Source organism: Pseudooceanicola endophyticus (assembly GCF_018760365.1).
Taxonomy (GTDB): Bacteria; Pseudomonadota; Alphaproteobacteria; order Rhodobacterales; family Rhodobacteraceae; genus Pseudooceanicola; species Pseudooceanicola endophyticus.
In genome coordinates this window covers 34,291-59,447 of record NZ_JAHIAB010000012.1, presented here as the reverse complement: position 1 = coordinate 59,447, position 25,157 = coordinate 34,291, and the positions used below count along the sequence as shown (strand labels likewise).

The window sequence follows — 25,157 nt, the reverse complement described above, 5'->3', positions numbered from 1 at the left end:
GTCGTCCTTTCGGGGAAGTGTCAGGCCCGCCCGGCCTCGTAGGCGCGTCCGGGGATCGCCTCGATCAGGGAGCGGGTATAGGGGTCCTTCGGGGTCTCGAAGATCTCGGCGCCGGTGCCGATCTCGACGCAGCGGCCCTTCTGCATGACCATCACGCGGTCGCAGATCTGGGCCGCGACCCGCAGGTCGTGGGTGATGAAGACAAGGGTCAGGCCCAGGCTCTGCTTCAGTTCGGCCAGCAGATCGAGGACCTGCGCCTGGATCGACACGTCTAGCGCCGAGACCGCCTCGTCCGCGACGATCAGCTCGGGCTCCAGCGCCAGGGCGCGGGCGATGCCGATGCGCTGGCGCTGCCCGCCCGAGAATTCGTGCGGAAAGCGGTTGGCGGCCCCGGCGCCCAGTCCGACGATTTCCAGCAGCTCGGCGGCGCGTTCCAGCGCCTGCCGGGGATCGGTGCCATAGGCGATGGGGCCGTCGGCAATCGCCCGGCCCACCCGGATGCGCGGATTGAGCGAGGCATAGGGATCCTGAAAGATCATCTGCACCCGGCGGCGCGCGGCGCGCAGCGCCTTGCCCTCCAGCGCGGCCATGTCCTCGCCCTCCAGCAGGATGCGCCCGCTTTCGGGATCCTGCAGCCGCACCAGGCAGCGCCCGAGCGAGGATTTGCCCGAGCCGCTTTCGCCGACGATGCCCAGGGTCTCTCCGCGCCCGATGGTGACCGAGATGTCCTTGACCGCCTCGACCCGCTTCACCTTGCGAAACAGTCCCCCGCCCAGGGTGTAGGTCTTGCACAGCGCCTCGACCGTCATCAGCGGCGCGCGCGCCTGCGCGGTGTCGCCGCGCGCCGAAAGCGTCGGGATCGCCGCGATCAGCTTCTGGGTATAGGGGTGCTGCGGACGGGTCAGCACGCTTTCGGCATCGCCCTCCTCGACCACCCGGCCCAGCTGCATCACCGCGACATGATCGGCGATCTCGGCGACCACGCCGAAATCGTGGGTGATGAACATCACCGCCATGTCGCGATCCCGTTGCAGGGTCTGGATCAGCTCAAGGATCTGCGCCTGGGTGGTGACATCAAGCGCGGTGGTGGGCTCGTCCGCGATCAGCACCTCTGGCTCCAGCGCCAGGGCCATGGCGATGACGACGCGCTGGCGCTGCCCGCCCGAAAGCTGGAACGGATAGGAGCGCGCGGCGCGTTCGGGGTCGGGCAGGCCGACCTCTGTCAGCAGTTCCAGCGCCCGGGCGCGGCGCGCGGCGGGGCCGAGCAGCCCGTGCGCCTCGAAGACCTCCTCGATCTGGGCCGAGACCCGCATCAGCGGGTTCAGCGCCGACATCGGTTCCTGGAAGATCATGCCGATGCGGCGGCCGCGCACCTGGTACATCGCCTCTTCGGGCAGTTTCAGCAGGTCGGTCTCGCCCAGGGTGATGCGACCGCTGGCCGCGCGCACCCCCTCGGGCAGCAGGCCCATCATGGCATTGGCCGACATCGACTTGCCCGAGCCGCTTTCGCCCACCACGCACAGGATGCGCCCGGGGAACAGATCGAAGCTGACGCGGTCGACGGCATAGGGGCGGTCGGCCCCCTCGGGCAGGGTGATGCGCAGGTCGCTGATCGACAGGACCGGGGTCGCTGCCATTTCGGCGGCGGTGGTCTGGCTTTGCTGCATGGCTCAGCTCCTGCGTTTCGAAAGGCGCGGGTTCAGCACGTCGTTCAGCCCCTCGCCGATCAGGTTGAAGGCCAGCACCGTCAGCAGGATCGCCAGACCCGGGAAGAAGCTGATCCACCAGGCCTGGCGGATCACCGTGCGCCCGGCGCCGATCATGTAGCCCCAGCTCATCACGTTGGGATCGCCCAGGCCCATGAAGGACAGCGCGCTTTCGGTCAGGATCGCGGTCGCCACCATCATCGAGGCCAGCACGATGACCGGCGACAGGGTGTTGGGCAGAATCTGGCGCCAGATGATGGTCAGACCGGACTGGCCCGACAGCTCCGCGGCCTCGATGAATTCGCGGGTGCGCAGCGACATCACCTCGCCGCGCAGAAGCCGCGCGACGGGGGGCCAGCTGACCAGCGCGATGGCGATGACGATGGAGGTGATCGAGGGCTGGAAGATCGCCACCAGCACCACCGCGAAGGCGAAGGCCGGGATGACCTGGAAGAATTCGGTGATCCGCATCAGCCCGTCATCGACCCAGCCGCCGAAATAGCCCGCGGCGGCGCCCAGCGGCACGCCGATGGCCAGCGACACCACGGTCGAGATCAGCCCGACCATGAGCGAGACATAGGCGCCATGCGCCAGCCCCGACGCCAGGTCGCGCCCCAGCGTGTCGGTGCCCAGCGGAAAGCCCGGCACCGAGAGCGGCGGCAGGAAGGGGCGCTGGACGATGGACCAGGGCGAGCGGGGAAACAGGAGCGGCGCGGCCAGCGTCAGGCCCAGCACCAGCACCAGGATGACGATCCCCAGCACGGCACCGCGGTTGCGGGCAAAGCTCTTGGCAAAATCCTTCATGATGTCAGACGGATCCTCGGATCGACCACGCGATAGAGAAGATCGGTGATCAGGTTGAACAGCAGCACCATGGCGGCGGACATCACGAAAACCCCGAGCAGCAGGTTGTAATCCCGCGCCTGAAGGGCCTCGAACATCAGCCGGCCGATCCCGGGCCAGGCGAAGACGGTCTCGATCAGCACCGCGCCGCCGACCAGCTGGCCGGCCTGCAGCCCCGCCAGCGTCACCACCGGCAGCAGCGCGTTGCGCAGCACGTGGCGGCGCAGGATGAGGCCCGGGCGCAGGCCCTTGGCGCGGGCGGTCTTGACGAAATCAAGGCGGCTGACCTCCAGCATGGAGGCGCGGGTCATGCGCACGTAGACCGCCATCACGAAGAGGCCCAGCGTGGTGGCCGGCAGGATCAGGTGCTTGAAGATGTCGAAGGCGCGGGCCAGCCCCGTCAGGTCGGATCCGACGGTCAGGTAGCCGAAGGCCGGCAGCCAGCCCAGCTTGACCGAGAACAGCAGCACCGCCATCAGCGCCAGCCAGAACAGCGGGGTGGCATAGAACAGCAGCGCCACCGCCGAGATCAGGCTGTCGGACCAGCGGCCCTGGCGCGCGGCGGCGACGACCCCCGCCAGCACCCCCAGCCCGAGAGAGATCACGAAGGCCGACAGCGACAGGATCAGCGTGGCGGGCAGGCGCTCGGCGATCAGGGTCAGCACGGGTTCTTCCTGGCGGTAGGAATAGCCGAGGTTCAGCTGCGCCACGTTCGACACGTAGCGCCAGAGCTGCACGTAGAGCGGCTGATCGAGGCCGAAGCGTTCGCGCAGGTCGGCGATGAAGGTGGGATCGGCCTCTCCGGCCTCTCCGGCCATGACCAGCGCCGGATCGCCCGGCGCGGAATGGATCAGCAGGAAGTTCATGACCGTGATGGCCAGCAGGATGATCACGGCCTTGACCAGCCGCTGGGCGATGAAGCTCAGCATGGCGGCCCCTTTCGGGCATGGCTTCGCCGGGCGCGCAACAGCGCGGCAACGGTCCCTGTCATGGGAAGGTCCTTTCGTTGGAGGCGGGCCGGGCTGGGGCCGGGCCCGCTGCTGGTCCCAGCCTGACCCGCAGGGGCCGCGCCGCTCCAATAGAAACGCTGCATCCTGACTATAGCGGCGCTTTATACCTTCTCGGAAAATCGAGTATTCCCATAGGTCTACGAAAAACCCCCGCGCCATTGGACCGGGCGCGGGGGCTGATCAGCAATTGGGCAGAGCCGTTTACAGAACCTGTTCCAGCGCCAGATCGGCCAGCAGCTGCGCGCCGCGCGCGGCGTCCTCGGGGCTGCACCATTCGGCCTCGCTGTGGGAAATGCCGTCCCGGCAGGGCACGAAGATCAGCGCCGTCGGGCAGAGCGGCTGCATCGAAAGCGCATCATGCGCGGTCAGCGTCGCCAGCTCTGCCACGCTGTAGCCGCGCGCCTGCGCGAGCGTGAGGGCACGGGCGCGCAGATCGGCATCGAAGGTCAGGGCCTCGCGGAAATGGCGGTGCTCCAGCGTGATCTCAAGCCCGGTCTCGCGGGCGATCCGGGAGACGGCCTCCTCGATCTGCGCAGTGATCGCGGCGCGGCCCTCGGGGCGCATGTGGACCACCGCATAGGACATCTCGGCCCGGTGGGGGATGTTGACGCGGTTGTTGGGCCAGACATCCAGAACCGAGGCGCTGACCATGCCCTCGGGCTCCTGCGCGGCGCCGATGCGCTCGATCTCAAGCACCAGCCTGGCGGCGGCGACCAGCGCGTTGCGGCGCCGCGACATCGGGGCGGTCTGGGTATGGCCGTTCTCTCCGCGGATCGTCACGTAGCCCGAACACATGCAGGAGGACCGGTCGACCAGCCCGATCTGGGTGCCGGTGCGCTCCAGTTCGGGGCCCTGCTCGATATGCAGCTCAAGGTAGCTGTGCACCGGGCGGGCGAAGGGTAGGGGGCCGGGCGGGGCGTTCTCGGCCATCGCCTCGGCCAGGCGCAGGCCCGTGGCGTCGCGCCGCTCCAGCGCTTCGGGCAGCGACAGCGTGCCCGCAAACAGCGCCGATCCCATCACCCCGGGCTGAAACCGCGCGCCTTCCTCGTTGGTCCAGTTCACCACCTCCAGGGGGCGGCGCGGGGTGATCCCGGCGCGGGTCAGCGCGCGGCAGACCTCCAGCCCCGCGAGCACCCCCAGCACGCCGTCGAAGCGCCCGCCGGGCATCTGGGTGTCCAGGTGAGAGCCGATCAGCACCGGATCGGCCTGCGGATCCAAGCCCTCCATCCGGGCGTAAAGGGTGCCGATGGCATCGGCGCCGACGCTCAGCCCGGCCTCCTGCGCCCAATGACGGAACAGGTTGCGCGCCTCGCGGTCGGCGGGCGATAGCGCGGGGCGGTAACTGCCGCCCGCAGGGGTGGCGCCGATCGCCCCCATGGTCATCAGGTCGGACCACAGGCGGGCGGCGTCGATCTGGAGGCAGGCGGGCATGGCAGGATCCTTCTGGCGGTCACGAATGGGCGCAGTTGGCCCCGCGCCCGGCGCCCCCACAAGGGCCGCGCAGCCCGGCCCGCCCCCGTCCGCGCGCTCTGCCCGGAAATGGGGCAACGGCGCCCCGGCGCCAGAAGTCCAGCAAATACCGGCTATTGGCGCCCTTGATAGCCGGCGGACCCGCCGTTCCCATTGCCAGCGTCCCCGCAACCGGAGACAACGGGACGACTTTCCCAGAACGGACCCCGGAGCGATGAACCAGAAGCAGCTGACCGCCTTCCGGATGGTGATGCGCCACGGCACCATCACGGAGGCCGCCCGCGCCCTCAACGTCTCGCAGCCCGCCGTCAGCCGGCTGATCGCGGATCTGGAGGCCAGCATCGGCTTTCCGCTGCTGCACCGCCCCGGCGGCAAGGCCCTGCCCACCCGCGAGGCCTATGATTTCTTCCAGGAGGTCGAGCGGATGTTCTACGGCCTCGACCGCCTCGGTCAGGTCGCCGAGGAGATCCGCACGCTGAACCGCGCGGTCTGCCGCATCGCCTCCATGCCGATGGTTTCGTTCGAGATCCTGCCCCGGGCGCTGCACGGCATCGTCATGCATCATCCCGGGATCGAGTTCAGCCACGACGTGCATACCTCGCCGCGCATCCTCGATCTGCTGGCCTCGCGGCAGATCGACATCGGCATCGCCCAGACCGATCCCGGCCGTCAGGACGTCGAGGTTCTGGCCGCCTACCGCACCGATTGCGTCTGCGTCATGGCCCCCGATCATCCGCTGTCCACGCGCGAGGCGATCCACCCGGCGGACCTGCATGCGGTGCCGATGGTGGCGCTGAACTTCCGCACCCTGACCTACAGTTACCTGATGCGCTGCTGCGCCGAGGCGGGCGTGACACCGCGCATCGTCGCGGAAACCCAGCCCAGCTATTCCGCCTGCAGCCTGGCCGCCCTGGGCGTGGGCATCGCCATCGTCGATCCGATCACCCCGGGCATTTTCGGCGACAGGCTCTGCGTGCGGCCCTTCCTGCCGGCGCTGCCCTTCGATTATCAGGTGATCAAGCCGGTCGGCCTGTCAATGTCCCGTGCCGCAACGGCTTTCTACGAAGAGCTGCGCGAGACGATCGCCGGGCAATCGCATTTCGGGCGACCTGTCCATAACATTTCTGCATAAACTCAGCTGAACTTTGTATTTGAAATTATCTCCTCGCCAAGAGAGCGTCCCTGTCAGAAAAGAAGACGACCATTCCAACGACAGGGTGACGAGATCATGACCATTTCCAGACGCGACGTTCTTGCCATGGGCTCTGGCCTGGCGGCCCTGGCGGTTGCCGGCCCGGCGGCGGCTGCTGCCAAGTACACGCTGCGGATTCACACGCTGGTGAAGTCTCCGCACCCCTACAACGACATGGCCGCCGCCATGAAGGCCGAGATCGAGGAGAAGTCGGGCGGCAAGATCGCCGTCAAGATCTTCGACAGCGGCCAGCTGGGCCAGGATCCCGCCGTCATCGGCGAAATGGCCTTCGGCACCATCGACATGATGATCTCGACCACCTCGAACGCGGTGCAGCAGATCCCGGAATACGGCATCTTCACCATGCCCTACCTGTTCAAGGGCATGGACGAGGCACTGGCCAAGATCGGCCCCGGCACCCCGGTGCATGACCATTTCGAAGAGGTCTACGAAAAGCGCGGCGTCGGCATGAAGCTTCTGGCGCTTGGCGTTTCCGGCACCCGCAACATGTCCACCGCCAAGGTCGACGTGACCGGCCCTGCCGATCTGAAGGGGCTGAAGATGCGCACGCCCCCCTCGCCGATGGACGCCAAGACCTGGGCCGCCTTCGGGATGCTGCCGGTCACCGTTGCCTGGGGAGAGCTTTACGCCGCCATCCAGACCGGTGTCGCCGAGGCAATGGAAAGCTCCCTGCCGGGCTATGCCGGCTCCAAGCTCTACGAGGTCGCGCCCCATGTCGCGCTGACCCAGCACACGCTGCAGGTCAACCATACCTCGATCTCCGAGGTGACCTGGAAGAAGCTGCCCGCCGATCTGCAGGCCGTCGTCACCGAGGCCGCCAAGAACGCCAATGCGCTCGGCGTCGAAAAGGCCAAGGGCTATGATGCCGCGCTGGTCGAGGATCTTCAGGCCAACCACGGCGTCACCGTCTCGCGGCCCGATACCCAGGCCTTCATGGAGGTGCTGGCCCCGATGCAGGTCGGCCTTGCAAAGGATCTGGACCTCTCCGACGAATACGCCCTGCTGAAGGCGTAATCCCCCCTGACCGGCCGTTCCGCGCGCCCCGTGCGGGACGGTCCCGTTGAAAGACTTCTCATGCTTCATCGTCTCTGCGATGGGCTGGCCGCCGTGATCCGCTTCCTTGGCTGGATCGCCTTCGCGGCCATGATCGTTGCCGTGGCCTTCCAGGTCCTTGCCCGCAATGTCCTGGATCTGCCGGTCATCTGGACCGGCGACCTGGCCCAGCTTCTGTTCACCTGGCTCATCTTCATCGGGGCGGCCCTGGGTCTTCGGACCGGCGCCCATTACTTCGTCGACGTGCTGCCGACCCACCGCCCGAACGTGGCCTTCGCGGTCGAGGTGATCTCTCTCGTCGCGGGCGTCTGCGTCGCCTGGATCCTGGGCGTGCATGGCTGGCAGCTTGCGCAGATGCGCGCCAGCGGCGAGATCCAGTCCCTCGGCATCTCGCGGTTCTGGATCTACCTGCCGCTGCCGGTCAGCGGTGCGCTGATGGCGATCTTCCTGCTCGAGATGATCCTGGAGCTTGTCCGCAACCCCTTCCCGGAGCCGCGCGCATGAGCCCTCTCGTCGTCCTTCTCGGCAGTTTCTTCGTCCTGATCGCCCTGCGGGTGAACATCGGCTTCGCGCTGATCCTGTCCTCGGCCCTGGTCATCAAGATGCAGGGGCTGCCGCTGATTTCTGTGGTCAACCAGATGTTTGCCGGCGTCGACAGCTTCACGCTGCTGGCCGTGCCCTTCTTCATGCTGCTGGGTCGCATCCTGAACGCGGGCTCCATCACCGACCGGCTGCTCAGCGTTGCCGATGCGGCGGTGGGCCATGTGCGTGGCGGCCTCGGGCATGTCAACGTCTTCGTCTCCATGGTCTTTGCCAGCCTCTCGGGTTCGGCGGCGGCCGATACCGCCTCGGTGGGCTCGATCCTGATCCCGGCGATGAAGAAGGCGGGCTATCCGGCGCCCTTCGCGGCGGCGCTGACGGCGGCCTCCTCGACGCTGGGGGTGATCATCCCGCCCTCGATCATCCTGATCGTCTACGGCGCCTTCGGCAATGTCTCGATCGGGGCGCTCTTCGTCGGCGGCGTGGTGCCGGGCCTGACCATCGGCCTGTTCATGATGGTCTATACCTACGTGCTGGCGGTGAAGAACGGCTACCCGGCCAACCCCTTCCCCGGCATCGTGAAATTCCGCGGCATCCTGATCAAGGGCGCGGCTCCGCTGCTGATCCCGGTGATCGTGCTGGGCGGCATCGTCGGCGGCATCTTCACCCCGACCGAGGGCGCCATCGCCGCCGTGCTCTGGGCGCTGTTCCTGTCGGTGGTGGTCTATCGCGACGTGCCGGTGCGGGCGCTGCCCAAGCTGCTGTCCGATGCCATGGTCGATTTCGCCATCCCGATGTTCACCGTCGCCGGTGCCGGCATCTTCGGCTGGCTGATCGCCTATCTGGGCGCGGCGCAGATGGTGGTGGACTTCATCCTGGGCGTCACCGACCAGCCTTTCCTGATCATGCTGATGCTGATCGTCTTCCTGCTGCTGATCGGCATGGTGCTGAACCCGATCTCGGCCACGCTGATCTTCCTGCCGATCATCCAGGCGCTTGGCGATGCGGCCCATATGAACCCGATCCACATGGGCGTCCTGTCGACCATCATCCTGTCGGTCGGGCTGATCACGCCGCCCTACGGCATCTGCCTGCTGATCGCCTCGCAGATCGCCGGTGCCTCGCTCGGGCGCTGCATGCTGGCTGCCGCCCCGATCTGCCTGCTGACCATCGGCGTCGCCATCCTGTCCTACTTCGTTCCCGATCTTGTCCTGGGGCTGCCCAAGCTCCTGGTCCCGCAACTTTTCAACGGAGGCTGATCCTCATGTCCCACACCAAACCCACCGGCTCTTTCGTCGCGCTTGTCACCCCGATGAACGAGGACGGCTCGATCGACCTCGAGGGCTTCCGCACCCTGCTGAACTGGCACCATGAGAACGGCACCTCCGCCGTGCTGATCATGGGCTCCACCGGCGAGGTCTCGATGCTCTCGCCCGAGGAACGCAAGCTGATCATCGCGGAGACCGCGAAGATGAAGCCGGGCAACATGCAGATGTATTACGGCGTGACCGGCAACAATACCGCCACCACGATCGAGTACACCCGCTTCGCCAAGGAAAGCGGCGCCGACGGCATCATCATGGCCGCCCCCGCCTACATCTGTGCCGACAACGACGCGATCACCGATTACGCGATGGAAGTGCTCGACAGCACCGATATCGCCATGGGCTTCTACAACAACCCGCCCCGGGTGAAGACCGACCTGCACTGGGACAACATCCTGAAGCTGGCCAAGCATGACAACATGGTCGTGCTGAAGGAAAGCACCACCCGCGTCGGTCAGGTCGCCCAGGTCTGCGCGGCCAAGCCCGACATGTCGATCATGTGCTGCTGCTCGCCGAACCTCGGCCTCGTGGTGCCGACCATGGCGCTTGGCGGCCATGGCACCGCGAACATGACCGGCAACATCATCCCGCAGGAAATGGCCGTGATCTCCAAGCCCTGGGAAACCGGCGAGGATGCCTTCAACCACCGCGCGGCCTGGCTGGAAAACCTCGACATGCTGCATTTCGCCTATTCGACGATCAACCCGGTCTCGATGAAGACGCTGATGCGCGCCGTCGGCCTGCCCTCCGGCCCGCTGCGTTCGCCCCTGCAACCGGCCAAGCCCGAGATCCTGCAAAAGGGTCTGGATGCCTTCGCCAAGCTGGGTCTGGCGCAGAAATACGGCCTGTCGGTTCCCAAGGCCGCAGCCGAGTGATCCCCATGGCCAAGGACATGATCCCGACCGACGACACGCGCGACGCGCAGGACCTGACGGCCCCGATCAGCCTTGGCCACTGGGGCGCCTTTCGCGCCCATGTGAAGGGGGGGCGGCTGGAACGCGCCGTTCCCCTGGGCGGCGCCGATCCGCAGATGGTCGGCGCCTGGCCCGAACTGGTGCATTCCCCATTGCGCATCGCGCGCCCCCATGTCCGCCGCGGCTGGCTGGAGAACGGCCCCGGCCCGACCCCCGACCGTGGCCGGGACGAGATGGTGCCGGTGGACTGGGACACCGCGCTCGACCTTGCCGCGCGCGAGATCGCGCGGGTTCAGCGCGACCATGGTCCGACGGCGATCCTGGGGGGCTCCTACGGGTGGTCCTCGGCGGGGCGTCTGCACCATGCCCGCAGCCAGGTGCGCCGCTTCCTGGCGGCTGCGGGCGGCTTCACCGATCAGGTGACGAATTACAGCTGGGGCGCGGCGGCGGTGATCCTGCCCCATGTGCTGGGCAATACCGATGCCGTGGCCTTCGCCTCGACCAGCTGGGAAAGCATCGCAGAGCATTCCGACGCGGTGGTGGCCTTCGGGGGTCTCAACCCGAAGAACTGGCGGGTGACCTCGGGCGGGGCGGTGGATCATCCGCTGCCCGGTCTGGTGGCGCAGGCGCAGGCGCGCGGCTGCCGCTTCACGGTGATCTCTCCGCTGGCGCAGGACGTGCCCCCGGGGTTGGAGGCGGCGCTGATCCAGCCGCGCCCGGGTTCGGACACCGCGATCATGCTGGCGCTTGCGCACGAAGCCTGGGTGTCGGGCCGCGCCGATCGCGATTTCCTGAACCGCTACACCACCGGCGCCGATCGCCTGGTGGCCTATCTGAGCGGCGCCACCGATGGCGTGCCCAAGACCCTATCGTGGGCGGCGGAACAGGCCGATGTGCCCCTCTCTGCGCTGGAAGACCTGTGGCAGACGATCCGCACGGGCCGCGTCATGCTGACCGCCGCCTGGTCGCTGCAACGCGCCCAGCACGGCGAACAAAGCTTCTGGGCGCTGATCGCGCTGGCCGCGATGCTGGGGCAGGTGGGTCTGCCCGGCGGCGGCTTCAGCTTTGGCTACGGCTCCATGGGCTCGGTCGGGGCCAATGCCCGGCGCGGCTTCGTGCCGACCTTCCCCGGGCTGCCCAACAAGGGCATGTCGATCCCCTGCGCCGCCTTCGCCGATGCGCTGCTGCATCCCGGCCAGCCGCTGGATTTCAACGGTCGCCGGATCACCCTGCCGGATCTGAAGCTGGTCTACTGGGCCGGCGGCAACCCGTTCCACCACGCCCAGGACCTGACCAAGGTCGAATCCGCCTGGGCCTGCGCCGAAACCGTCATCGTCCACGAACCCTGGTGGACCCCGACCGCGCGGCGCGCCGATATCGTCTTTCCCGCCACCACCGCAGCCGAGCGCAACGACATCGGCGGCACCTCGCGCGATCCCAACGTCGTCTTCATGGCGCAGCTCGTGCCGCCCCAGGGCGAGGCCCGCAATGACCGCGACATCTTCGCGGATCTGGCCGAACGTCTGGGCTGTCGCGCGGCCTTCGACGAGGGGCTGGACGAAGAGGGCTGGCTGCGCCGCATGTGGGCCCTGTCGCAGGCGCGCGGCGCCGATCAGGGCCTTGAGGTGCCCGATTACGACAGTTTCCGCGCGCAAGGGGTCTGGCAGGTGCCGCCCCCCGAGACGCCCGAGGTCATGCTGGACACGTTCCGCGCCGATCCCGACGCCGCGCCGCTGAAGACGCCCTCGGGCCGGATCGAGCTGTTCTCGGAAACCATCGCGGGCTTTGATCTGGCCGATCAGCCCGGCCACCCTGTTTTCCATGCCCCCGCCGAATGGCTGGGCGCGGCAAGACCCGGAGAGTTCCATCTGGTCACCAACCAGCCCGAGACGCAGCTGCACAGCCAGCTCTGGCAGACCTCCTCGGGGATGAAAGGGGCGCCCGCGCCCCTGCGCATCCATCCCGGCGATGCCGCCGCGCAGGGTCTGGAAGACGGCGCCCGGGTGACGCTTTATAACCGGCGGGGCAAGTGCCTTGCCACGCTCCGCCTTGATCCCGGCGTCCGCCCGGGGGTCCTGGTCATGCCGACCGGCGCCTGGTTCGATCCCGATCCCCGCACCGGGACCGAGCGCAACGGCAATCCGAACGTGCTGACCTCGGACCGGCGGACCTCTAAACTGGGGCAGGCCTGTGCCGCGCTCTCGGCGCTGGTGCGCATCGCGCCCGCGCCCACCGAAGACTGAAGGAGACGACTATGGATCTGGGGATCAAGGGACGCCGGGCGCTGCTGACCGGGGCAAGCCGGGGCATGGGCAAGGCCTGCGCCATGGCCATCGCCGCAGAGGGCGCCGAGGTGACCATCGCCGCGCGCAACGCCGACCAGCTGGAACGCACCGCCGCGGAGATCCGCGCGGCCACCGGCGCCACGGTCCACTGGGTCGCCGCCGATGTCACCACCGAAGAGGGCCGCGCCGCGATCCTGGCCGCCTGTCCGAACCCCGACATCCTTCTGAACAACGCCGGCGGCATGCTGCCCGGCGATTTCCGGGACTGGAGCCGCGAGGACTGGATCGCCGCTGTCGACCTGATGATGCTGCCGCCGATCCTGATGATCCGCGACGTTGTGGACGGCATGATGGATCGCGGCTGGGGCCGGATCGTCAACATCGTCTCGCGCAGCGTGAAGATCCCGCAGCTTGAGCTGGGCCTGTCGAACGGCGCGCGCTCGGGGCTGGTCGGCTTCACCGCCGGGCTGGCGCGCCAGACCATCGCCCGGGGCGTGACGCTCAACAACCTGCTGCCCGGCCCCTTCGACACCGATGCGCAGCGCGAACATATCGAAGGCATGGTGGTGCCCGGCGGCCCGACGGCGGAACAGATGCATGCCGCCCGCGCCGCCGGCAATCCCGCCGGCCGGATGGGCCGCCCCGAGGAGATGGGCGCCTATTTCGCCTTCCTGTGCTCCCAACATGCGGGCTTCGTGACGGGGCAGAACCTGCTGGTGGATGGCGGCGGCTATCCCGGCACCTACTGAGGGACCAGCGATGAAGATCACCGTCATCGGGGCCGGCGTGGTCGGCGTCACCTCGGCCTGGTACCTGACCCAGGAGGGCCACGAGGTCACCGTGCTGGAGGCCCGCGAAGGCGTCGCGCTCGAGACCTCCTTCGGCAATGCGGGCGGTGTCTGCCCGGGCTTCGCGGGGCCCTGGGCGGCGCCGGGGATGCCCTTCAAGGCGGCGAAATGGATGTTCCAGCCCTCGGCGCCGCTGAAGGTGCGGCCCCGGGCCTCGCTGTCGCAATGGCGCTGGCTGGCACAGTTCGTCGCCAATTGCACGGCCCCGAAATTCGCCGCCAACAAGGCGCGGATGCAGAAGGTGGCGCATTTCTCCAAGGCCTGCCTGGTCGAGCTGCGCGAGGAAACCGGGATCGCCTATGATCACGGCACCGGCGGCGTGCTTCAGGTCTTCGAAACGCCCGAGGAATATGCCGGCGGCGAACGCTCTGCCGCCGTGCTGGCCTCCATGGGGATCGCGCATCGCCTACTGGACCGCGACGCGGTGCTGGAGGTCGAACCGGGTCTGGGCCGCTCGGGCATCCGTTTCAGCGGCGGTCTGCAACTGACCACGGACGAGACCGGCGATTGCCACCTGTTCTGCAAGGCGCTGGCGGGGCTGGCGGAAAAGGCCGGGGCAACCTTCCGCTTCAACACCCGCGTCACCGGATTGCGGACCGCAGGGCACCGTGTCACCGCCGTGCAGATCGGCGAAGAGGACCTCCCGAGCGAGGCCGTGGTGATCGCCACCGGCCCCCAGATCGGGTTGCTGAAACCGCTGGGCATCCACGTGCCGGTCTATCCGGTGAAGGGCTATTCGCTGACCGCGCAGATCACCGACAGCGCCGCCGCGCCGCGCTCCTCGGTGATGGACGAACATTCCAAGGTGATGATCACCCGGCTGGGCGACCGGCTGCGCGCCGCCGGCATCGCCGAGCTGGCGGGCTTCGATCCCGCCATGCCGGCCCCGGTCCTCGACGGGCTGAAGACGCGGGTGGCCGAGCTGTTCCCCGGTGCCGCCGATTATGACACTGCAAGCCTCTGGCACGGGTTCCGCCCGATGACCCCGGACGGGCCCAGCCGGGTGGAACGCACGCGCTATGCCAACCTGTACCTGAACCTTGGCCACGGGTCGAACGGCTGGACACAGGCCTGCGGGACCGGGCGGATGATGGCGGATCTGGTGGCCGGGCGGCCCCTGCCGGTCTGAAGCCCTCGCCCCGCCCCGGGAATTTGATCAAATATCAGATCCCGGGGCCTTCCCCGCAGGGAAGGTCACGCGCCGTGCAGCACGGGGATCTCTCCCAGCGTGCGGATGCGGTCGCGGTAGGGCGCCAGCGGGCCCTGCCAGTCGCTGCCCTCGGCCAGCAGGGCGCCGATGCCGACGATCCGGGCGCCGGCCTGTTCCAGCAGCCGCAGCGCCGCCAGCGCAGACGACCCGGTCGAGATCACGTCATCGACGAACAGCACCCGCCGGCCCTTCAGCGCCGCGACCCGGCGGCGGTCCAGGTACAGCGTCTGGCCGGGCGCGCTGGTCAGCGTGGTGCGCACCTCTTCGCGCAGCGCATCGCCCATGTGCACCTTGCGGGTCTTCTGCAGCACCACGTAATCGTCCAGCTCCAGCGCCCGCGACACTTCGATCCCCAGCGGAATGCCCAGGGTGGCGGCGGTGGCGACGATCTCGGGGCGGGTGTCGGCGAAGGCTTCGGCCAGCTCCGCCCCGGCGCGGGTGATGAAGCGCACCCCGTGGTCGATGGTCATCAGCAGGATGATCGAGGTGTCCGCGTTCACCGGAACGACGGGAAGCGTGACGGTCTGGGTGCCGATCCGCACCTGCCGGCTGGGGGGCTGGGCCATGGCCTGTCCTTTCTGAAAGGGTCCGCCGACAGCCCTCGCGCCGATGGCGGGCGCTGTCGCCTGGCGGCGGGCACCAGCCGGCAAAAACTCTCCCCTCAGCCCAAAATCAAGGCAGCCACCGGGGCATATATCCTTTTTATTCAGCAGGATAATCTCGGAACCAAAAGGGCGCAGCGTCACTTTTCACATTTGTTTGACAGCCAACGATCACCGGCGCCTCAACTGGGGTCACAGTTCCGGGAGGCGGCCGTGAAGACCCGATGGCCCCTCTCTGCCATCCCTTTCACGCCCGAGGCCTGCCATGCTGCGTACCCTGCTTCTGTCCACTGCCCTTGCCGGGCTTGCCGCCGTTTCTGCCGAGGCGAAGACGCTGATCTTCCTCTCTGCCAGCCCGGTCAGCGTGAACGACTTCCTCCAGCTCGGGGCCAATGGCGCCGAGAAGGTCGCGAAGGAAACCGGGATGGACTACAAGATCTACGAAAGCTCGGATCCGACGGTGAAGCTGCAGAACCTCGAGGCCGCCGCCGAGGAGGCCGACATCGTCGTCGCCATCACCTATGAGTATGACGAGATCCTGCCCGCCGTCGCCGCCAAGCATCCCGATGTGCAGTTCCTCGCCGTCGACAGCTGCCCTGCAGAGTCCGGCGCCAACGTGCATTGCGCCGTGTTCCGCGAATACGAGGCCAACTTCCTGGCCGGCGCCGAGGCCGCGCTGACCTCCGAGACCGGGCAGGTGGGGGCGATCGGCGCGCTCGATATCCCCTTCATCCACCGCTATACCGATGCCTTCCTGGCCGGTGCGAAATATGCCGTGCCCGATATCCGCACCGCCCCCAGCCTCTGGATCGGCGGCAACAATCCCTTCGCGGACCCGGCCAAGGGCCAGCAGCGCGGCACGATCATGGCCTCGGGTGGCACCGACCGCATCCTGGCGGCGGCTTCGGGTTCCAACGGCGGGATCTACCGCGCGCTCGGGGACTTTCCCGGCGCCGCCGCCTTCGGGGTCGACATCAACCAGTGCCCGCAGGCCCCCGGCCTGGTGATGGACAATGTCGAGAAGATGACCGATGTCGCGGTCGAGAACGGCGTTCGGGGCATCCTGTCGGGTGATCAGCCCAAGGTCGTCACCCTGGGCCTGGCCGAGGGCGGCATGACCCTGACCAGCCTCAAGCCCGGCATCACCGACAGCGGCTGCCTGTTCGAGGAACATCCCGACGTGATCGAGAAGGTCGCGGCGATCCGCGACAAGGTGATCTCGGGCGAGGTCGTCGTGGCCGATCCGATGGCCCAGTAAGGGCCGCCGGAAACCTCGATGCAGTGGGAACTTGAGACTACGGGCCTGACCAAGCGCTACGGGCGCCTGGTCGCCAATGATGCCGTCGATCTGCGCGTCGCCGCCGGAGAGGTCCATGCCGTCATGGGCGAGAACGGCGCGGGCAAGTCGACGCTGATGTCGATGCTCTACGGGCTGACCCGCCCGGACGAGGGCGCGATCCTGCTGCGGGGCCAGCAGGTGCGGCTGGCCTCCTCGCTTGATGCCATCGCGCGCGGGCTGGGCATGGTGCACCAGGCCTTCAAGCTGTTCGAGGACCTGACGGTCTGGGAAAACGTCGTCTACGGCGCCGAACCGCGCCGCTTCGGTTTCCTCGACCGGCGCTCGGCCTGCACCCGGGTGCAGGAGCTGGCGCAGCGCCATCACCTGGCCGTCGACGTGCGCGCCAGGGTGCGCGACCTTTCGGTCGGCATCCGCCAGCGGGTCGAGATCCTGAAGGCGCTCTACCGCGATGCCCGCATCCTGATCCTGGATGAACCCACCGCCGTGCTGACCCCGCAGGAGCGCGACGGGCTGTTCGCCATCATCCGCGCGCTGCGCGCCGACGGGCGCACGATCCTTTTCGTCACCCACAAGCTGCACGAGGTGATGGAGCTGACCGACAGCGTCACCGTGCTGCGTCAGGGCCGCGTCAGCGCCCGGATGCGCACCGCCGAGACCGATGCCGATGCGATCATCCGCGCCATGACGGGGCGTTCGGTCAACCTCAGCGTGGCCCGCAGCCCCGCCACCCCGGGGGCCGAGATCCTGCGCGTCGAGGCGCTGCGCGTGCCCGCCCCGGTGCGCGGCGCCAAGCCGCTGGTCGATGACATCAGCCTGAGCCTGCGCGCCGGAGAGATCGTCGGCATCGCCGGTGTCGCCGGCAACGGCCAGAGCGAGCTGATCGAGGCGATCACCGGCCTGCGCGCCGCCGAGGGGCGCATCCATCTGAACGGGCAGGAGATCTCCGGGCGTTCCGTGGCCGCGCGCCGCGCCGCCGGCATGGCCTATGTGCCCGAGGACCGCGCCCTGACCGGCACCGCCGCCGGCGCCCGCGCCACCGAGGCGCTGCTGATGGGGCGCCAGCATGACCCCGCCTTCGCCCGCCACGGCGTGCAGGACGGCGCCGCCATTGCCGCCCATGCCCGGGACCTGATCCAGGCCCATGACATCCGCATCACCTCCGAACGCACCCGCGTCGGCACGCTTTCCGGGGGTAACCTCCAGAAGGTCGTGCTGGCCCGGGAGCTGGATTTCGACGCCCCCCTGCTGATCGCCGAACAGCCCACCCGCGGCGTCGATGTCGGCGCCATCGAGGCGATCCATGCCCGCCTTGTCGCCGAGCGGGATCGCGGCCACGGCGTGCTGCTGGTCTCGGCCGAGCTGAGCGAGATCCTCGGCCTTTCCGACCGGATCCTGGTGATCTACGAGGGCCGCCTGATCGCCGAACTGCCCGGGGCGGAGGCTACCGAACAACACCTGGGCCTGCTGATGGCCGGCCGCACCCAAGAGGTCGCCCGATGATGCACCGCCTTGCCCTTCTGCGCCCCCATCCCGTGCTGATGGCGATCCTGACCGGGCTGGTCTTCGGCGCGCTGCTGCTGCTGCTGTCGGGCCAGAACCCGCTGCGCGCCTATGCCGAGATGGTGCGGGGCGCGCTGGCGCCGCGCAACTGGAACAACACGCTGGTCTGGGCGGTGCCGATGATCGGCATGACGCTGGTGGCGGCGCTGCCGCTGCGCGGCGGCATGGTCAACCTCGGCGGGGACGGCCAGCTGGTGATCGGCGGCTTCGTCGCGGCCATGGCGGCGATCTACCTGCCGCTGCCGGGGCCGCTGCTGGCGGCGGTGGCGATCCTGTCGGCAATGCTGGCGGCGGGGCTTTACGCCGCCCTTGCCGCGCTTGGCCAGACGGTGCTGGGCATCCCGATGCTGATCTCCTCTCTGCTGCTGTCCTACCCGGCCATCGGGCTGACCTCCTGGGCGGCGGGCTTTCCGCTGCGCGATACCGCGACGGGCCTTGCGCAGACCCTGCCGGTGCCCGAGGCCGCCCGCCTGCCGATGCTGTTCGGGCCGGTCTCGACCGGGGTGGTGCTGATGGCGCTGGTGGCGGCGGTGGTGGTCTGGGCCGACCGGCGCAGCGTGCCGGGATACGAGCTGCGGATGCGCGGCCTCAATGCCCGTTTCGCCCGCTACGGCGGCGTGCCCACCGCGCGCCAGACCGTCACCGTGATGTTCCTGTCGGGGGCGCTGGCGGGGCTGACCGGGGCGATCATCGTGCTGGGGACCCATTACCGCTTCATCAACGGCGCGCTGGTCTCTCCGGGCTATACCTGGTCGGGGCTGATGGCGGCGCTGCTGGCGGGCGGAGAGCCCCTGATGGCGATCGCCGCCGGCTTCTTCTTCGCCGCGCTCCAGACCGGCGGCTTCGCCATGCAGCGCGAGATCCAGGTCCCCCGGGTCCTGTCGATGGTGCTGCAGGCGATCATCATCCTCTTCGTCTCGCTGCGCAACGGCCGCGGCGCCGCCCGCAAGGAGGATCGCTCGTGACCCTGCTCAACGCCTTCACCGTCAATGCGACGGTCCAGAGCATGTCGCCGATCCTGCTGGCGGCGCTGGCCGGCTCGCTCTGCGGCCGGGTCGGGATCTTCAACATCGCGCTCGAGGGGCAGATCCTGGTCGGCGCCTTCGCCTCCATCGCCGGCAGCTTCTACACCGGCTCGGCCCTGCTGGGCGTGCTGAGCGGCATCCTGGTGACCGCGCTCTTCTCGCTGATCCTGGCGCTTGGCACGACGCGGTTCCGCGGCGATTCCATCGTCATCTCGGTGGGGATGAACTTGCTCGCCTCGGGGCTGACGGCCTATCTGCTGCGGGTCCTCTTCGACACCGCCGGCACCTTCTCCAGCCCCGAGATCGCCGAGGTGAAGCGCATCGTCATCCGCGCCATCAACACCACACCCTGGATCGGCTGGATCTTCTCGCGTCAGACGCCGATCACCTGGGCGGCCTGGATCCTGACGATCCTGGTGACGCTGGTGATGTTCCGCATGCCGCTGGGCCTGCGTATGCGCGGTGTCGGCCAGAACCCCGAGGCCGCGCGCACGCTGGGCGTCAACGTTGAACGCCTTCAGCTCTGGACGGTGGTCGCCGCCGGTGCCCTGACCGGGCTGGCCGGCGCGCAGCTCTCGCTCGGCACGGTCGGGATCTTCGCCGAGGACATGAGCGCGGGACGCGGCTGGATCGCCGTCGTCGCCGTCATGCTGGCGCGCAACCACCCGGCCTGGGCGGCCTTCGTCTGCCTGGTCTTCGCCATGGCCGATACCGCCTCGGTGCAGCTTCAGGCCCAGGGCCTGCCGAACCAGCTGACCGATGCGGTGCCCTACGTGATCACGCTGGCGGCCCTCGTCATGGGCTCGCTGCGCAACCGCAAACGGCGTCAGGCCGCCCTGGCCTGAGCCCCCTTCAAGGACCTGCCATACCCGCCATGCCCAAGGCCAAGATCATTCTCGATGTCGATACCGGTGTCGACGACGCCCTCGCCATCTACTACGCCCTGCGCCATCCCGATGTGGATCTGGTCGCGCTGACCTGCGTCTTCGGCAATACCGACGTGGAGATCGCCACCGCCAACACCCTGCGCATCCTGGAACTGGCCGGCCATCCGGAGGTGCCGGTGGCGATGGGCGCGGGCAAGTCGCTGCTCTATCCCTACACCCGGGAGGCCGATTACGTGCACGGCACCAACGGCCTCGGAGAGGTCGCGCTGCCCGAGCCCGCGATCGCCCCGGTGGCCGAACATGCCGCCGACCTGATCATCCGCCTGGTCAAGGAAAACCCCGGAGAGATCACGCTCTGCCCGGTCGGCCCGATGACCAATGTCGGCCTCGCGCTGGCCAAGGCGCCCGAGATCGCGCCGCTGATCCGCGAGATCGTCGTCATGGGCTCGACCCTGCAGCATCCGGGCATCCACGGGGTTGCCCGCCCGATGGTCGATGCCAATATCCACAACGACCCCGAGGCGGCGCATATCATGATGTGCTCGGGGGCGCCGATCACGCTGGTGGGCATGGACGTGACCATGCAGACGCTGATGTCGCGGGACATGATGGCCGACATCACGGCCAATGGCACCCCTGCGGGCGCAAAGCTGATGGAGATCGCCGATTTCTACGTGCGCAGCTACGAGGCGATGCATCCCGGCATCTCCGGCTGCCCGCTGCATGATCCGCTGGCGGTGGCGGTTTGCCATGACCCCAGCCTGGTGACGCTGGAAACGATGCGCGTCGACATCGAGCTCAGCGGCCCGCTGACCCGCGGCCAGTGCATCCCCGACCGCCGCCCGATGGGCCTGGCGCGCGCCAATTGCAAGGTCGCAACCGGCGTCGACAAGGCCCGCTTCGAAGCCCTCTTCCACGAGGTCATGCGGAGCTGAAGCGCCCGACCGGCCCCGGCCTCCCTGTCATCTGGCCGAAAATATCCCGGGGGTGCGGGGGCTGGCCCCCGCCCCTGCGGGTGCGCCAGCCCCCGCAGGGTTTCCTCCGTCGCAGCGGCTGCGCCCGCAGGGGTTTCCCTGCCAAAGCAGAGCGTCAGCCCCGCAGGGCTTCCCCCCGCCGCAGCCGGCCATCGACCCAGACGCTCCGGATCGCGCCCCGGTCGGCGCTCAGCACCAGCTTCTCGAACACCTCCGCCAGCGGTTCCTCCGCATCGAAGCGCCGGAAGGCGCAGCCCGGCGCATTGGCCTGCACCACCAGCGCATCGAAGGGCGCCCCGACCCGGAACTGTCCGAGCGGCAGCGCCAGCGCCTCGCCGCCCCCGGCGGTTGCCAGCCAGAAGGTCTCCACCGTCGAAAGCGCCGCGCCGCCCGGGCCCCGCAGCTCCGGCGCAAGTCCCGGATCGGTCCCGGCGGCGGCCAGCCGCGAGGCCATCAGCGCATGGCGCGCCGCATCGAAAAGCGAGGCGCTGAACCCGCCCGAGATATCGGTGCCCAGCCCCACCTTCACGCCGCGCTCCAGCGCGTCGCGCAGCGGGAAGACCGCATTGGCGAAATAGGCATTCGACATCGGGCAATGGGCGACGGCGCTGCCGGCCTCGCGGATCAGGCCCATGTCGGCCTCGGTGATGAAGTTCGAATGCGCCAGCACCGTGCCCTCGCGCAGCAGGCCGAAGCGCTCCAGCGCCGCGCAATCGGTGCAGCCCAGCCGGTCGTGGACATGGCCGACCTCCCAGTCGCTTTCCGAACAATGGGTCTGCACGTGGCAGCCCAGTTCCTCGGCCAGCGCACCCAGGCCCGCCAGCAGCGCATCGGTGCAGGTGGGGATGAAACGCGGGGTGATCACCGGCAGCACCAGCGGCAGCTCGCCCGTGTCCTGCGCCATCTCGCGCAGGCGCAGGACGAAATCGCGGGTGGCGGCGATCCCGGCCTCGGCCCTGGCATCGCGGTAATCCTCCGGGCATTGCGCGGGATCGTCCATGGCCACCTTGCCCACCAGCGCGCGCTGGCCGTGGCGCAGGCAGGCCTCGGCCAGGATCAGGTTGGGCTCCACGTCGACAGAGCCGAAATAGACCGCCGTGGTGGTGCCCTGATCCAGCAGGGTCTGCACCAGGTCATCATAGACCCGACGGGCGAAATCGGGATCGGCGAAGCGCGCCTCCAGCGGGAAGGTGTATTTCTGCAGCCAGACCTCCAGCGGCGCATCCAGCGCCTTGCCCAGCTGCGGCCATTGCGGCGCATGGACATGCAGATCGACCAGCCCGGGGATCAGGAAGGCGTCCGGGGGCAGGCGCTCCAGCCGGTCCGCCGCCCCGGCCTCGGCCAGAAGGGCGGCCCGCCCGGGTGCATCGGGGGGCAGCACGGCAGAGATCCGGCCCGCCCCATCCAGCACGAAGGCATGATCCTCTAGCACCTCAAGCCGGTCGCGGGCGGGGGTGTGGAAGGCGGTGCCCACAAGGATACGTTCATAATTCGGCATGGGGGATCCTGTCGGAGAGGGGGGCGTCTTGCGGCCCCGGAACATGCCCGCAGGGGTATCCCGGCGCGGGCCGGGATGCCAGAGGCGGCCTGGGCAAGCCCGGGTCAGGCGGCGCGGAAGGTGATCCGGCCATCGCAGACCGTCAGGCGGGGTGCGACCTGATCGACGGCTTCGGGGGCGGTGGCGTCCAGATCGGCATCCAGCAGCACCAGGTCGGCCAGGTAGCCGGGCTTCAACATGCCCTTGCGGTCCTCCTTGAACTCGGCCCAGGCGCCGCCGCGGGTATAGGCCTCAAGGGTTTCGTCCAGGGTCAGGTTCTCGGGCGGCAGATCGGGCGCCCAGGGGGTGCGGCAGATGCTTTCGCGGATCGTCAGTGTCGGGCTGAGCGGCACCACCGGCCAGTCGGTCGAATAGATCATCGTCACGCCGCTGTCCTTCAGCGACCGCGCGCGGAAGCCCTGGGACCAGCGCTCGCGCCCGATCTTGCGCAGGTAGAGCTCGGCACCCATCAGGCGGTTGCCGGGCACGTGCAGCGGCTGCATGGAGGCCGCAACGCCAAGGGCGGCGAAACGCGGCAGGTCGTCGGGATGCAGCAGCTCGATATGCTCGATCCGGTGGCGGCTGTCGCGGGGTCCGTTGACCGCGCGGGCGGCTTCGTAGGCGTCCAGCACCATGCGGATGCCGCCATCGCCGATGGCGTGGATCGCCACCTGGAAGCCCAGCCGGTCGGCCTCGGCCACGGCCGCGTTCAAGGCGGGCTGGGTGAACAGCGGATCGCCGTTGTGATCGGGCGCGTCGCCGTAGCCGCCCAGCATCACCGCCGTGCCGCTTTCGGCCACCCCGTCGATGAACATCTTGACGAAATCCGAGGTCAGCCGGTCGCCGGTGAACCGGTCGCGCCAGGCCGCCGCCCGGGTGGTGAATTCCGCCATCGGGGTGGTGTTCTTGCAGTGGAAGGGCACGCGGACGCGCACCGGAAGCCCCTCGGATTGCTCGATTTCCTCCAGCAGCTCAAGGGTATAGAGGTTGCCGTCCATGTTCTGGATCGAGGTGATGCCATTGGCGGCGCAGTAGTGCAGCCCCTGAAGGATCGTCGCACGGTCCGAGGCGCGCTGTTCGGGGGTGACGTGATCGGGCTCGCCCCCCGTCAGCATCCCCAGCCCCTCGCGGTAGCCCGAGGCCGACATGACGCGCACCGGGGTCATCGCCTCATGCTCGCGCAGCTCTCCGGTGGCGAGGCCGTCGGAGCCCATGACGATCTCGTTCCCGAGCGGCAGGGCGCGCCCTTCGAGGATGCCGGCGGCCTTCAGCGCGGCGGTGTTGGCCCAGGCGGTGTGGTTGTCGTAGGCGGTCATCAGGAAGGGGCGGTCGGGCAGGATCTGGTCGAGCAAATGACGCGTCACAGGCGTGTCGCCCAGGATCGCGTAATCGGTGAACTCGGCGCAGAGCAGCGCCTCGTCGGGATGGGCCTTGGCATAGTCGCGCACCAGCGTCGTCAGCCGGTCCAGCCCGGTGACCCCCAGCAGGCTGAGATGCGACAGGCCGACGGCACCGACGAAGATATGCACATGGGCATCGTTGAAACCGGGCAGCAGGGTGGCGCCCCGGGCGTCGATCACCTCGGTCGCGGGGGTGGCGAGGGCGGTGATTTCCACGTCCGGGCCAACCGCCAGCACGCGGTTTTCGGCCAGGGCGATGGCACTGGCCCGGGGCTGGTCTGGGTCCATGGTGCGGATGCGGGCATTGTGCAGGATCAGGGTCGGCGTCTGGGTCATCGGAAATCTCGGGTCGGGACAGAAAAAGGGGCCGGCCACCGGGGCCGGCCCGCAGGATCGCGAAGCGCGATCAGGTCACTTCTGAAGCTCGGTCCAGATCTTGGAGTAGATCGCGTTGACCGCCGGCGGGCAGGGGGGCACGAACTCTCCCGCGGCCTTCAGATCCTCGGGAATGTTGATCTCGGGGGCGTCCTTCATGTCGGCGGGCATGTACTGTTCCGAGCCCTTGATGCCGTTCGCGTAGCGCGCGAAGGCCGAGATCAGCGCGGCGTTCTCGGGCTCCATGATGAAGTTCATGAACAGCTTGGCGTTCTCGACGTTCTTGGCGTCCTTGAGGATGGCGACGTTGTCCATCCAGATCGGGTAGCCTTCCTTGGGATAGCCGTAGTGGATATCAGGGTTCTTCAGCCGCGAGCGGAAGGAAGATCCGTTCCAGTTCACCCCGGCGACGAAATCGCCCTTGGCGTAGTTGTCGACAGTGCCGTAATCCATCGACAGCCATTTCGCCTTGGCGGCCACTAGGTCATCACGCACCTTCTTCAGCACCGTCATGTCGTCGGTGCAGGCCTTCCCGCCCTCGTAGAAGATCGCCAGGGACATCACGTCCGACATCTCGGGGACGACGTTGATCTTGCCCTCAAGCTCCTTCGGGGGATCCATGAAGATCGCCGAGGTGTTGATATCGCCCTTGTAGACCGAGGTGTTCACCGAGATCCCGGTGGTGCCCCATTGCCAGGGCACGGAATAGTGCCGGCCGGGATCGAAGGAGACATCCACCCACTGCGGATCGACGTTCTTGAAGTTCGACATCTCGTCGGGGCGGCTTTCCAGCAGCAGCCCCTCGTTGATCCAGATCGGCATCACCGAGGAGGTCGGCACCACGATGTCAAAGCCCGAGCCCCCCTGGCGCACCTTGGCCAGTGCGGTGTCGTTGGAATCGTAATCGGTGACGGTGACTTTGACGTCGTACTCTTTCTCGAACTTTTTGATCAGCTCGGGGTTGGTGTAATTGCCCCAGTTGTAGATGTTGAGCTCGCCCTCGGCATGGGCCAGGCCCGCCTGGGCGGCCAGCGCCAGCACCGCGCTGGCGGCGAAAAGGAATTTCGGCATGGTCTCTCT

Annotated in this window: 21 protein-coding genes; 13 read left to right on the top strand and 8 right to left on the bottom strand. The window is 68.3% G+C overall.

The genetic code is table 11. From position 1 onward, the window contains the following. Positions 1-20: 20 nt before the first annotated feature. The 4 genes from KM176_RS18935 to KM176_RS18920 form a co-directional block, all read right to left on the bottom strand. Positions 21-1,667, bottom strand: coding sequence for an ABC transporter ATP-binding protein (locus KM176_RS18935; protein ID WP_236045373.1), 1,647 nt, complete (start codon positions 1,665-1,667; stop codon positions 21-23). A 3-nt stretch (positions 1,668-1,670) separates the two neighbouring features. Then, positions 1,671-2,510: an ABC transporter permease gene (locus tag KM176_RS18930; protein ID WP_160895745.1), complete on the bottom strand. Its 840-nt coding sequence runs from the start codon at positions 2,508-2,510 to the stop codon at positions 1,671-1,673. After that, entirely contained in the window at positions 2,507-3,478 is a 972-nt protein-coding gene (locus tag KM176_RS18925; RefSeq protein WP_160895746.1) for an ABC transporter permease, read from the bottom strand. The genes KM176_RS18930 and KM176_RS18925 overlap by 4 nt, the downstream gene beginning before the upstream one ends. 282 nt (positions 3,479-3,760) lie before the next feature. Further along, on the bottom strand, positions 3,761-4,990 hold the full coding sequence (locus KM176_RS18920; protein WP_160895747.1) for a M20 family metallo-hydrolase: 1,230 nt from the start codon (positions 4,988-4,990) through the stop codon (positions 3,761-3,763). Between the two features lie 253 nt (positions 4,991-5,243). Between KM176_RS18920 and KM176_RS18915 the strand changes: the two genes are divergently transcribed. The 8 genes from KM176_RS18915 (at position 5,244) to KM176_RS18880 (ending at position 14,336) form a co-directional block, all read left to right on the top strand. Then, a complete protein-coding gene (locus tag KM176_RS18915; protein ID WP_160895748.1) occupies positions 5,244-6,161 on the top strand; it encodes a LysR substrate-binding domain-containing protein in 918 nt (305 codons plus the stop codon). A gap of 96 nt (positions 6,162-6,257) precedes the next feature. Beyond that, positions 6,258-7,256, top strand: a complete 999-nt coding sequence (locus KM176_RS18910; RefSeq protein WP_160895749.1) for a TRAP transporter substrate-binding protein — start codon at positions 6,258-6,260, stop codon at positions 7,254-7,256. 60 nt (positions 7,257-7,316) lie between these two features. After that, positions 7,317-7,799: a TRAP transporter small permease gene (locus KM176_RS18905; RefSeq protein ID WP_160895750.1), complete on the top strand. Its 483-nt coding sequence runs from the start codon at positions 7,317-7,319 to the stop codon at positions 7,797-7,799. After that, entirely contained in the window at positions 7,796-9,094 is a 1,299-nt protein-coding gene (locus tag KM176_RS18900) for a TRAP transporter large permease (RefSeq protein WP_160895751.1), read from the top strand. The genes KM176_RS18905 and KM176_RS18900 overlap by 4 nt, the downstream gene beginning before the upstream one ends. Before the next feature lie 5 nt (positions 9,095-9,099). Then, entirely contained in the window at positions 9,100-10,035 is a 936-nt protein-coding gene (locus tag KM176_RS18895) for a dihydrodipicolinate synthase family protein (protein WP_160895752.1), read from the top strand. Positions 10,036-10,040: 5 nt separating this feature from the next. Then, positions 10,041-12,317, top strand: coding sequence for a molybdopterin-dependent oxidoreductase (locus tag KM176_RS18890; protein WP_160895753.1), 2,277 nt, complete (start codon positions 10,041-10,043; stop codon positions 12,315-12,317). An 11-nt stretch (positions 12,318-12,328) separates the two neighbouring features. Next, positions 12,329-13,108 (top strand): SDR family oxidoreductase, encoded by a 780-nt coding sequence (locus KM176_RS18885; protein WP_160895754.1) that lies wholly within the window; start codon positions 12,329-12,331, stop codon positions 13,106-13,108. 10 nt (positions 13,109-13,118) lie between these two features. Next, on the top strand, positions 13,119-14,336 hold the full coding sequence (locus KM176_RS18880) for a D-amino acid dehydrogenase (protein WP_160895755.1): 1,218 nt from the start codon (positions 13,119-13,121) through the stop codon (positions 14,334-14,336). Between the two features lie 65 nt (positions 14,337-14,401). Here the strand turns inward: KM176_RS18880 and KM176_RS18875 are convergent, their stop codons facing one another. Then, positions 14,402-14,983, bottom strand: a complete 582-nt coding sequence (locus KM176_RS18875) for a phosphoribosyltransferase family protein (RefSeq protein WP_160895756.1) — start codon at positions 14,981-14,983, stop codon at positions 14,402-14,404. A gap of 301 nt (positions 14,984-15,284) precedes the next feature. Between KM176_RS18875 and KM176_RS18870 the strand changes: the two genes are divergently transcribed. From KM176_RS18870 to KM176_RS18850, 5 genes are read left to right on the top strand one after another with little or no spacing between them, the layout of a single operon-like run. Beyond that, on the top strand, positions 15,285-16,277 hold the full coding sequence (locus KM176_RS18870) for a BMP family ABC transporter substrate-binding protein (protein WP_160895757.1): 993 nt from the start codon (positions 15,285-15,287) through the stop codon (positions 16,275-16,277). Between the two features lie 18 nt (positions 16,278-16,295). After that, positions 16,296-17,819, top strand: coding sequence for an ABC transporter ATP-binding protein (locus tag KM176_RS18865; RefSeq protein WP_160895758.1), 1,524 nt, complete (start codon positions 16,296-16,298; stop codon positions 17,817-17,819). Beyond that, positions 17,816-18,844, top strand: coding sequence for an ABC transporter permease (locus KM176_RS18860; protein WP_160895759.1), 1,029 nt, complete (start codon positions 17,816-17,818; stop codon positions 18,842-18,844). The genes KM176_RS18865 and KM176_RS18860 overlap by 4 nt, the downstream gene beginning before the upstream one ends. Beyond that, positions 18,841-19,749, top strand: a complete 909-nt coding sequence (locus KM176_RS18855; RefSeq protein WP_202397937.1) for an ABC transporter permease — start codon at positions 18,841-18,843, stop codon at positions 19,747-19,749. The genes KM176_RS18860 and KM176_RS18855 overlap by 4 nt, the downstream gene beginning before the upstream one ends. 29 nt (positions 19,750-19,778) lie before the next feature. Continuing rightward, positions 19,779-20,726, top strand: coding sequence for a nucleoside hydrolase (locus KM176_RS18850; protein ID WP_160895760.1), 948 nt, complete (start codon positions 19,779-19,781; stop codon positions 20,724-20,726). A 154-nt stretch (positions 20,727-20,880) separates the two neighbouring features. Here the strand turns inward: KM176_RS18850 and guaD are convergent, their stop codons facing one another. The 3 genes from guaD to KM176_RS18835 all read right to left on the bottom strand — a co-directional run bounded on the left by guaD (position 20,881) and on the right by KM176_RS18835 (position 25,148). After that, the gene (gene guaD, locus KM176_RS18845) at positions 20,881-22,263 is read right to left on the bottom strand and encodes a guanine deaminase (RefSeq protein WP_160895761.1); all 1,383 of its coding nucleotides are present in this window, start codon (positions 22,261-22,263) and stop codon (positions 20,881-20,883) included. Positions 22,264-22,367: 104 nt separating this feature from the next. Further along, positions 22,368-24,038, bottom strand: a complete 1,671-nt coding sequence (locus KM176_RS18840) for an amidohydrolase (protein ID WP_160895762.1) — start codon at positions 24,036-24,038, stop codon at positions 22,368-22,370. Between the two features lie 75 nt (positions 24,039-24,113). Beyond that, entirely contained in the window at positions 24,114-25,148 is a 1,035-nt protein-coding gene (locus KM176_RS18835; RefSeq protein ID WP_160895763.1) for an ABC transporter substrate-binding protein, read from the bottom strand. Positions 25,149-25,157 lie beyond the last annotated feature (9 nt).

Coding starts and splice junctions, on each gene's coding strand:
- KM176_RS18935 (WP_236045373.1), bottom strand. CDS start 1,667: ATGCAGCAAAGCCAGACCACCGCCGCCGAAATGGCAGCGACCCCGGTC.
- KM176_RS18930 (WP_160895745.1), bottom strand. CDS start 2,510: ATGAAGGATTTTGCCAAGAGCTTTGCCCGCAACCGCGGTGCCGTGCTG.
- KM176_RS18925 (WP_160895746.1), bottom strand. CDS start 3,478: ATGCTGAGCTTCATCGCCCAGCGGCTGGTCAAGGCCGTGATCATCCTG.
- KM176_RS18920 (WP_160895747.1), bottom strand. CDS start 4,990: ATGCCCGCCTGCCTCCAGATCGACGCCGCCCGCCTGTGGTCCGACCTG.
- KM176_RS18915 (WP_160895748.1), top strand. CDS start 5,244: ATGAACCAGAAGCAGCTGACCGCCTTCCGGATGGTGATGCGCCACGGC.
- KM176_RS18910 (WP_160895749.1), top strand. CDS start 6,258: ATGACCATTTCCAGACGCGACGTTCTTGCCATGGGCTCTGGCCTGGCG.
- KM176_RS18905 (WP_160895750.1), top strand. CDS start 7,317: ATGCTTCATCGTCTCTGCGATGGGCTGGCCGCCGTGATCCGCTTCCTT.
- KM176_RS18900 (WP_160895751.1), top strand. CDS start 7,796: ATGAGCCCTCTCGTCGTCCTTCTCGGCAGTTTCTTCGTCCTGATCGCC.
- KM176_RS18895 (WP_160895752.1), top strand. CDS start 9,100: ATGTCCCACACCAAACCCACCGGCTCTTTCGTCGCGCTTGTCACCCCG.
- KM176_RS18890 (WP_160895753.1), top strand. CDS start 10,041: ATGGCCAAGGACATGATCCCGACCGACGACACGCGCGACGCGCAGGAC.
- KM176_RS18885 (WP_160895754.1), top strand. CDS start 12,329: ATGGATCTGGGGATCAAGGGACGCCGGGCGCTGCTGACCGGGGCAAGC.
- KM176_RS18880 (WP_160895755.1), top strand. CDS start 13,119: ATGAAGATCACCGTCATCGGGGCCGGCGTGGTCGGCGTCACCTCGGCC.
- KM176_RS18875 (WP_160895756.1), bottom strand. CDS start 14,983: ATGGCCCAGCCCCCCAGCCGGCAGGTGCGGATCGGCACCCAGACCGTC.
- KM176_RS18870 (WP_160895757.1), top strand. CDS start 15,285: ATGCTGCGTACCCTGCTTCTGTCCACTGCCCTTGCCGGGCTTGCCGCC.
- KM176_RS18865 (WP_160895758.1), top strand. CDS start 16,296: ATGCAGTGGGAACTTGAGACTACGGGCCTGACCAAGCGCTACGGGCGC.
- KM176_RS18860 (WP_160895759.1), top strand. CDS start 17,816: ATGATGCACCGCCTTGCCCTTCTGCGCCCCCATCCCGTGCTGATGGCG.
- KM176_RS18850 (WP_160895760.1), top strand. CDS start 19,779: ATGCCCAAGGCCAAGATCATTCTCGATGTCGATACCGGTGTCGACGAC.
- guaD (WP_160895761.1), bottom strand. CDS start 22,263: ATGCCGAATTATGAACGTATCCTTGTGGGCACCGCCTTCCACACCCCC.
- KM176_RS18840 (WP_160895762.1), bottom strand. CDS start 24,038: ATGACCCAGACGCCGACCCTGATCCTGCACAATGCCCGCATCCGCACC.
- KM176_RS18835 (WP_160895763.1), bottom strand. CDS start 25,148: ATGCCGAAATTCCTTTTCGCCGCCAGCGCGGTGCTGGCGCTGGCCGCC.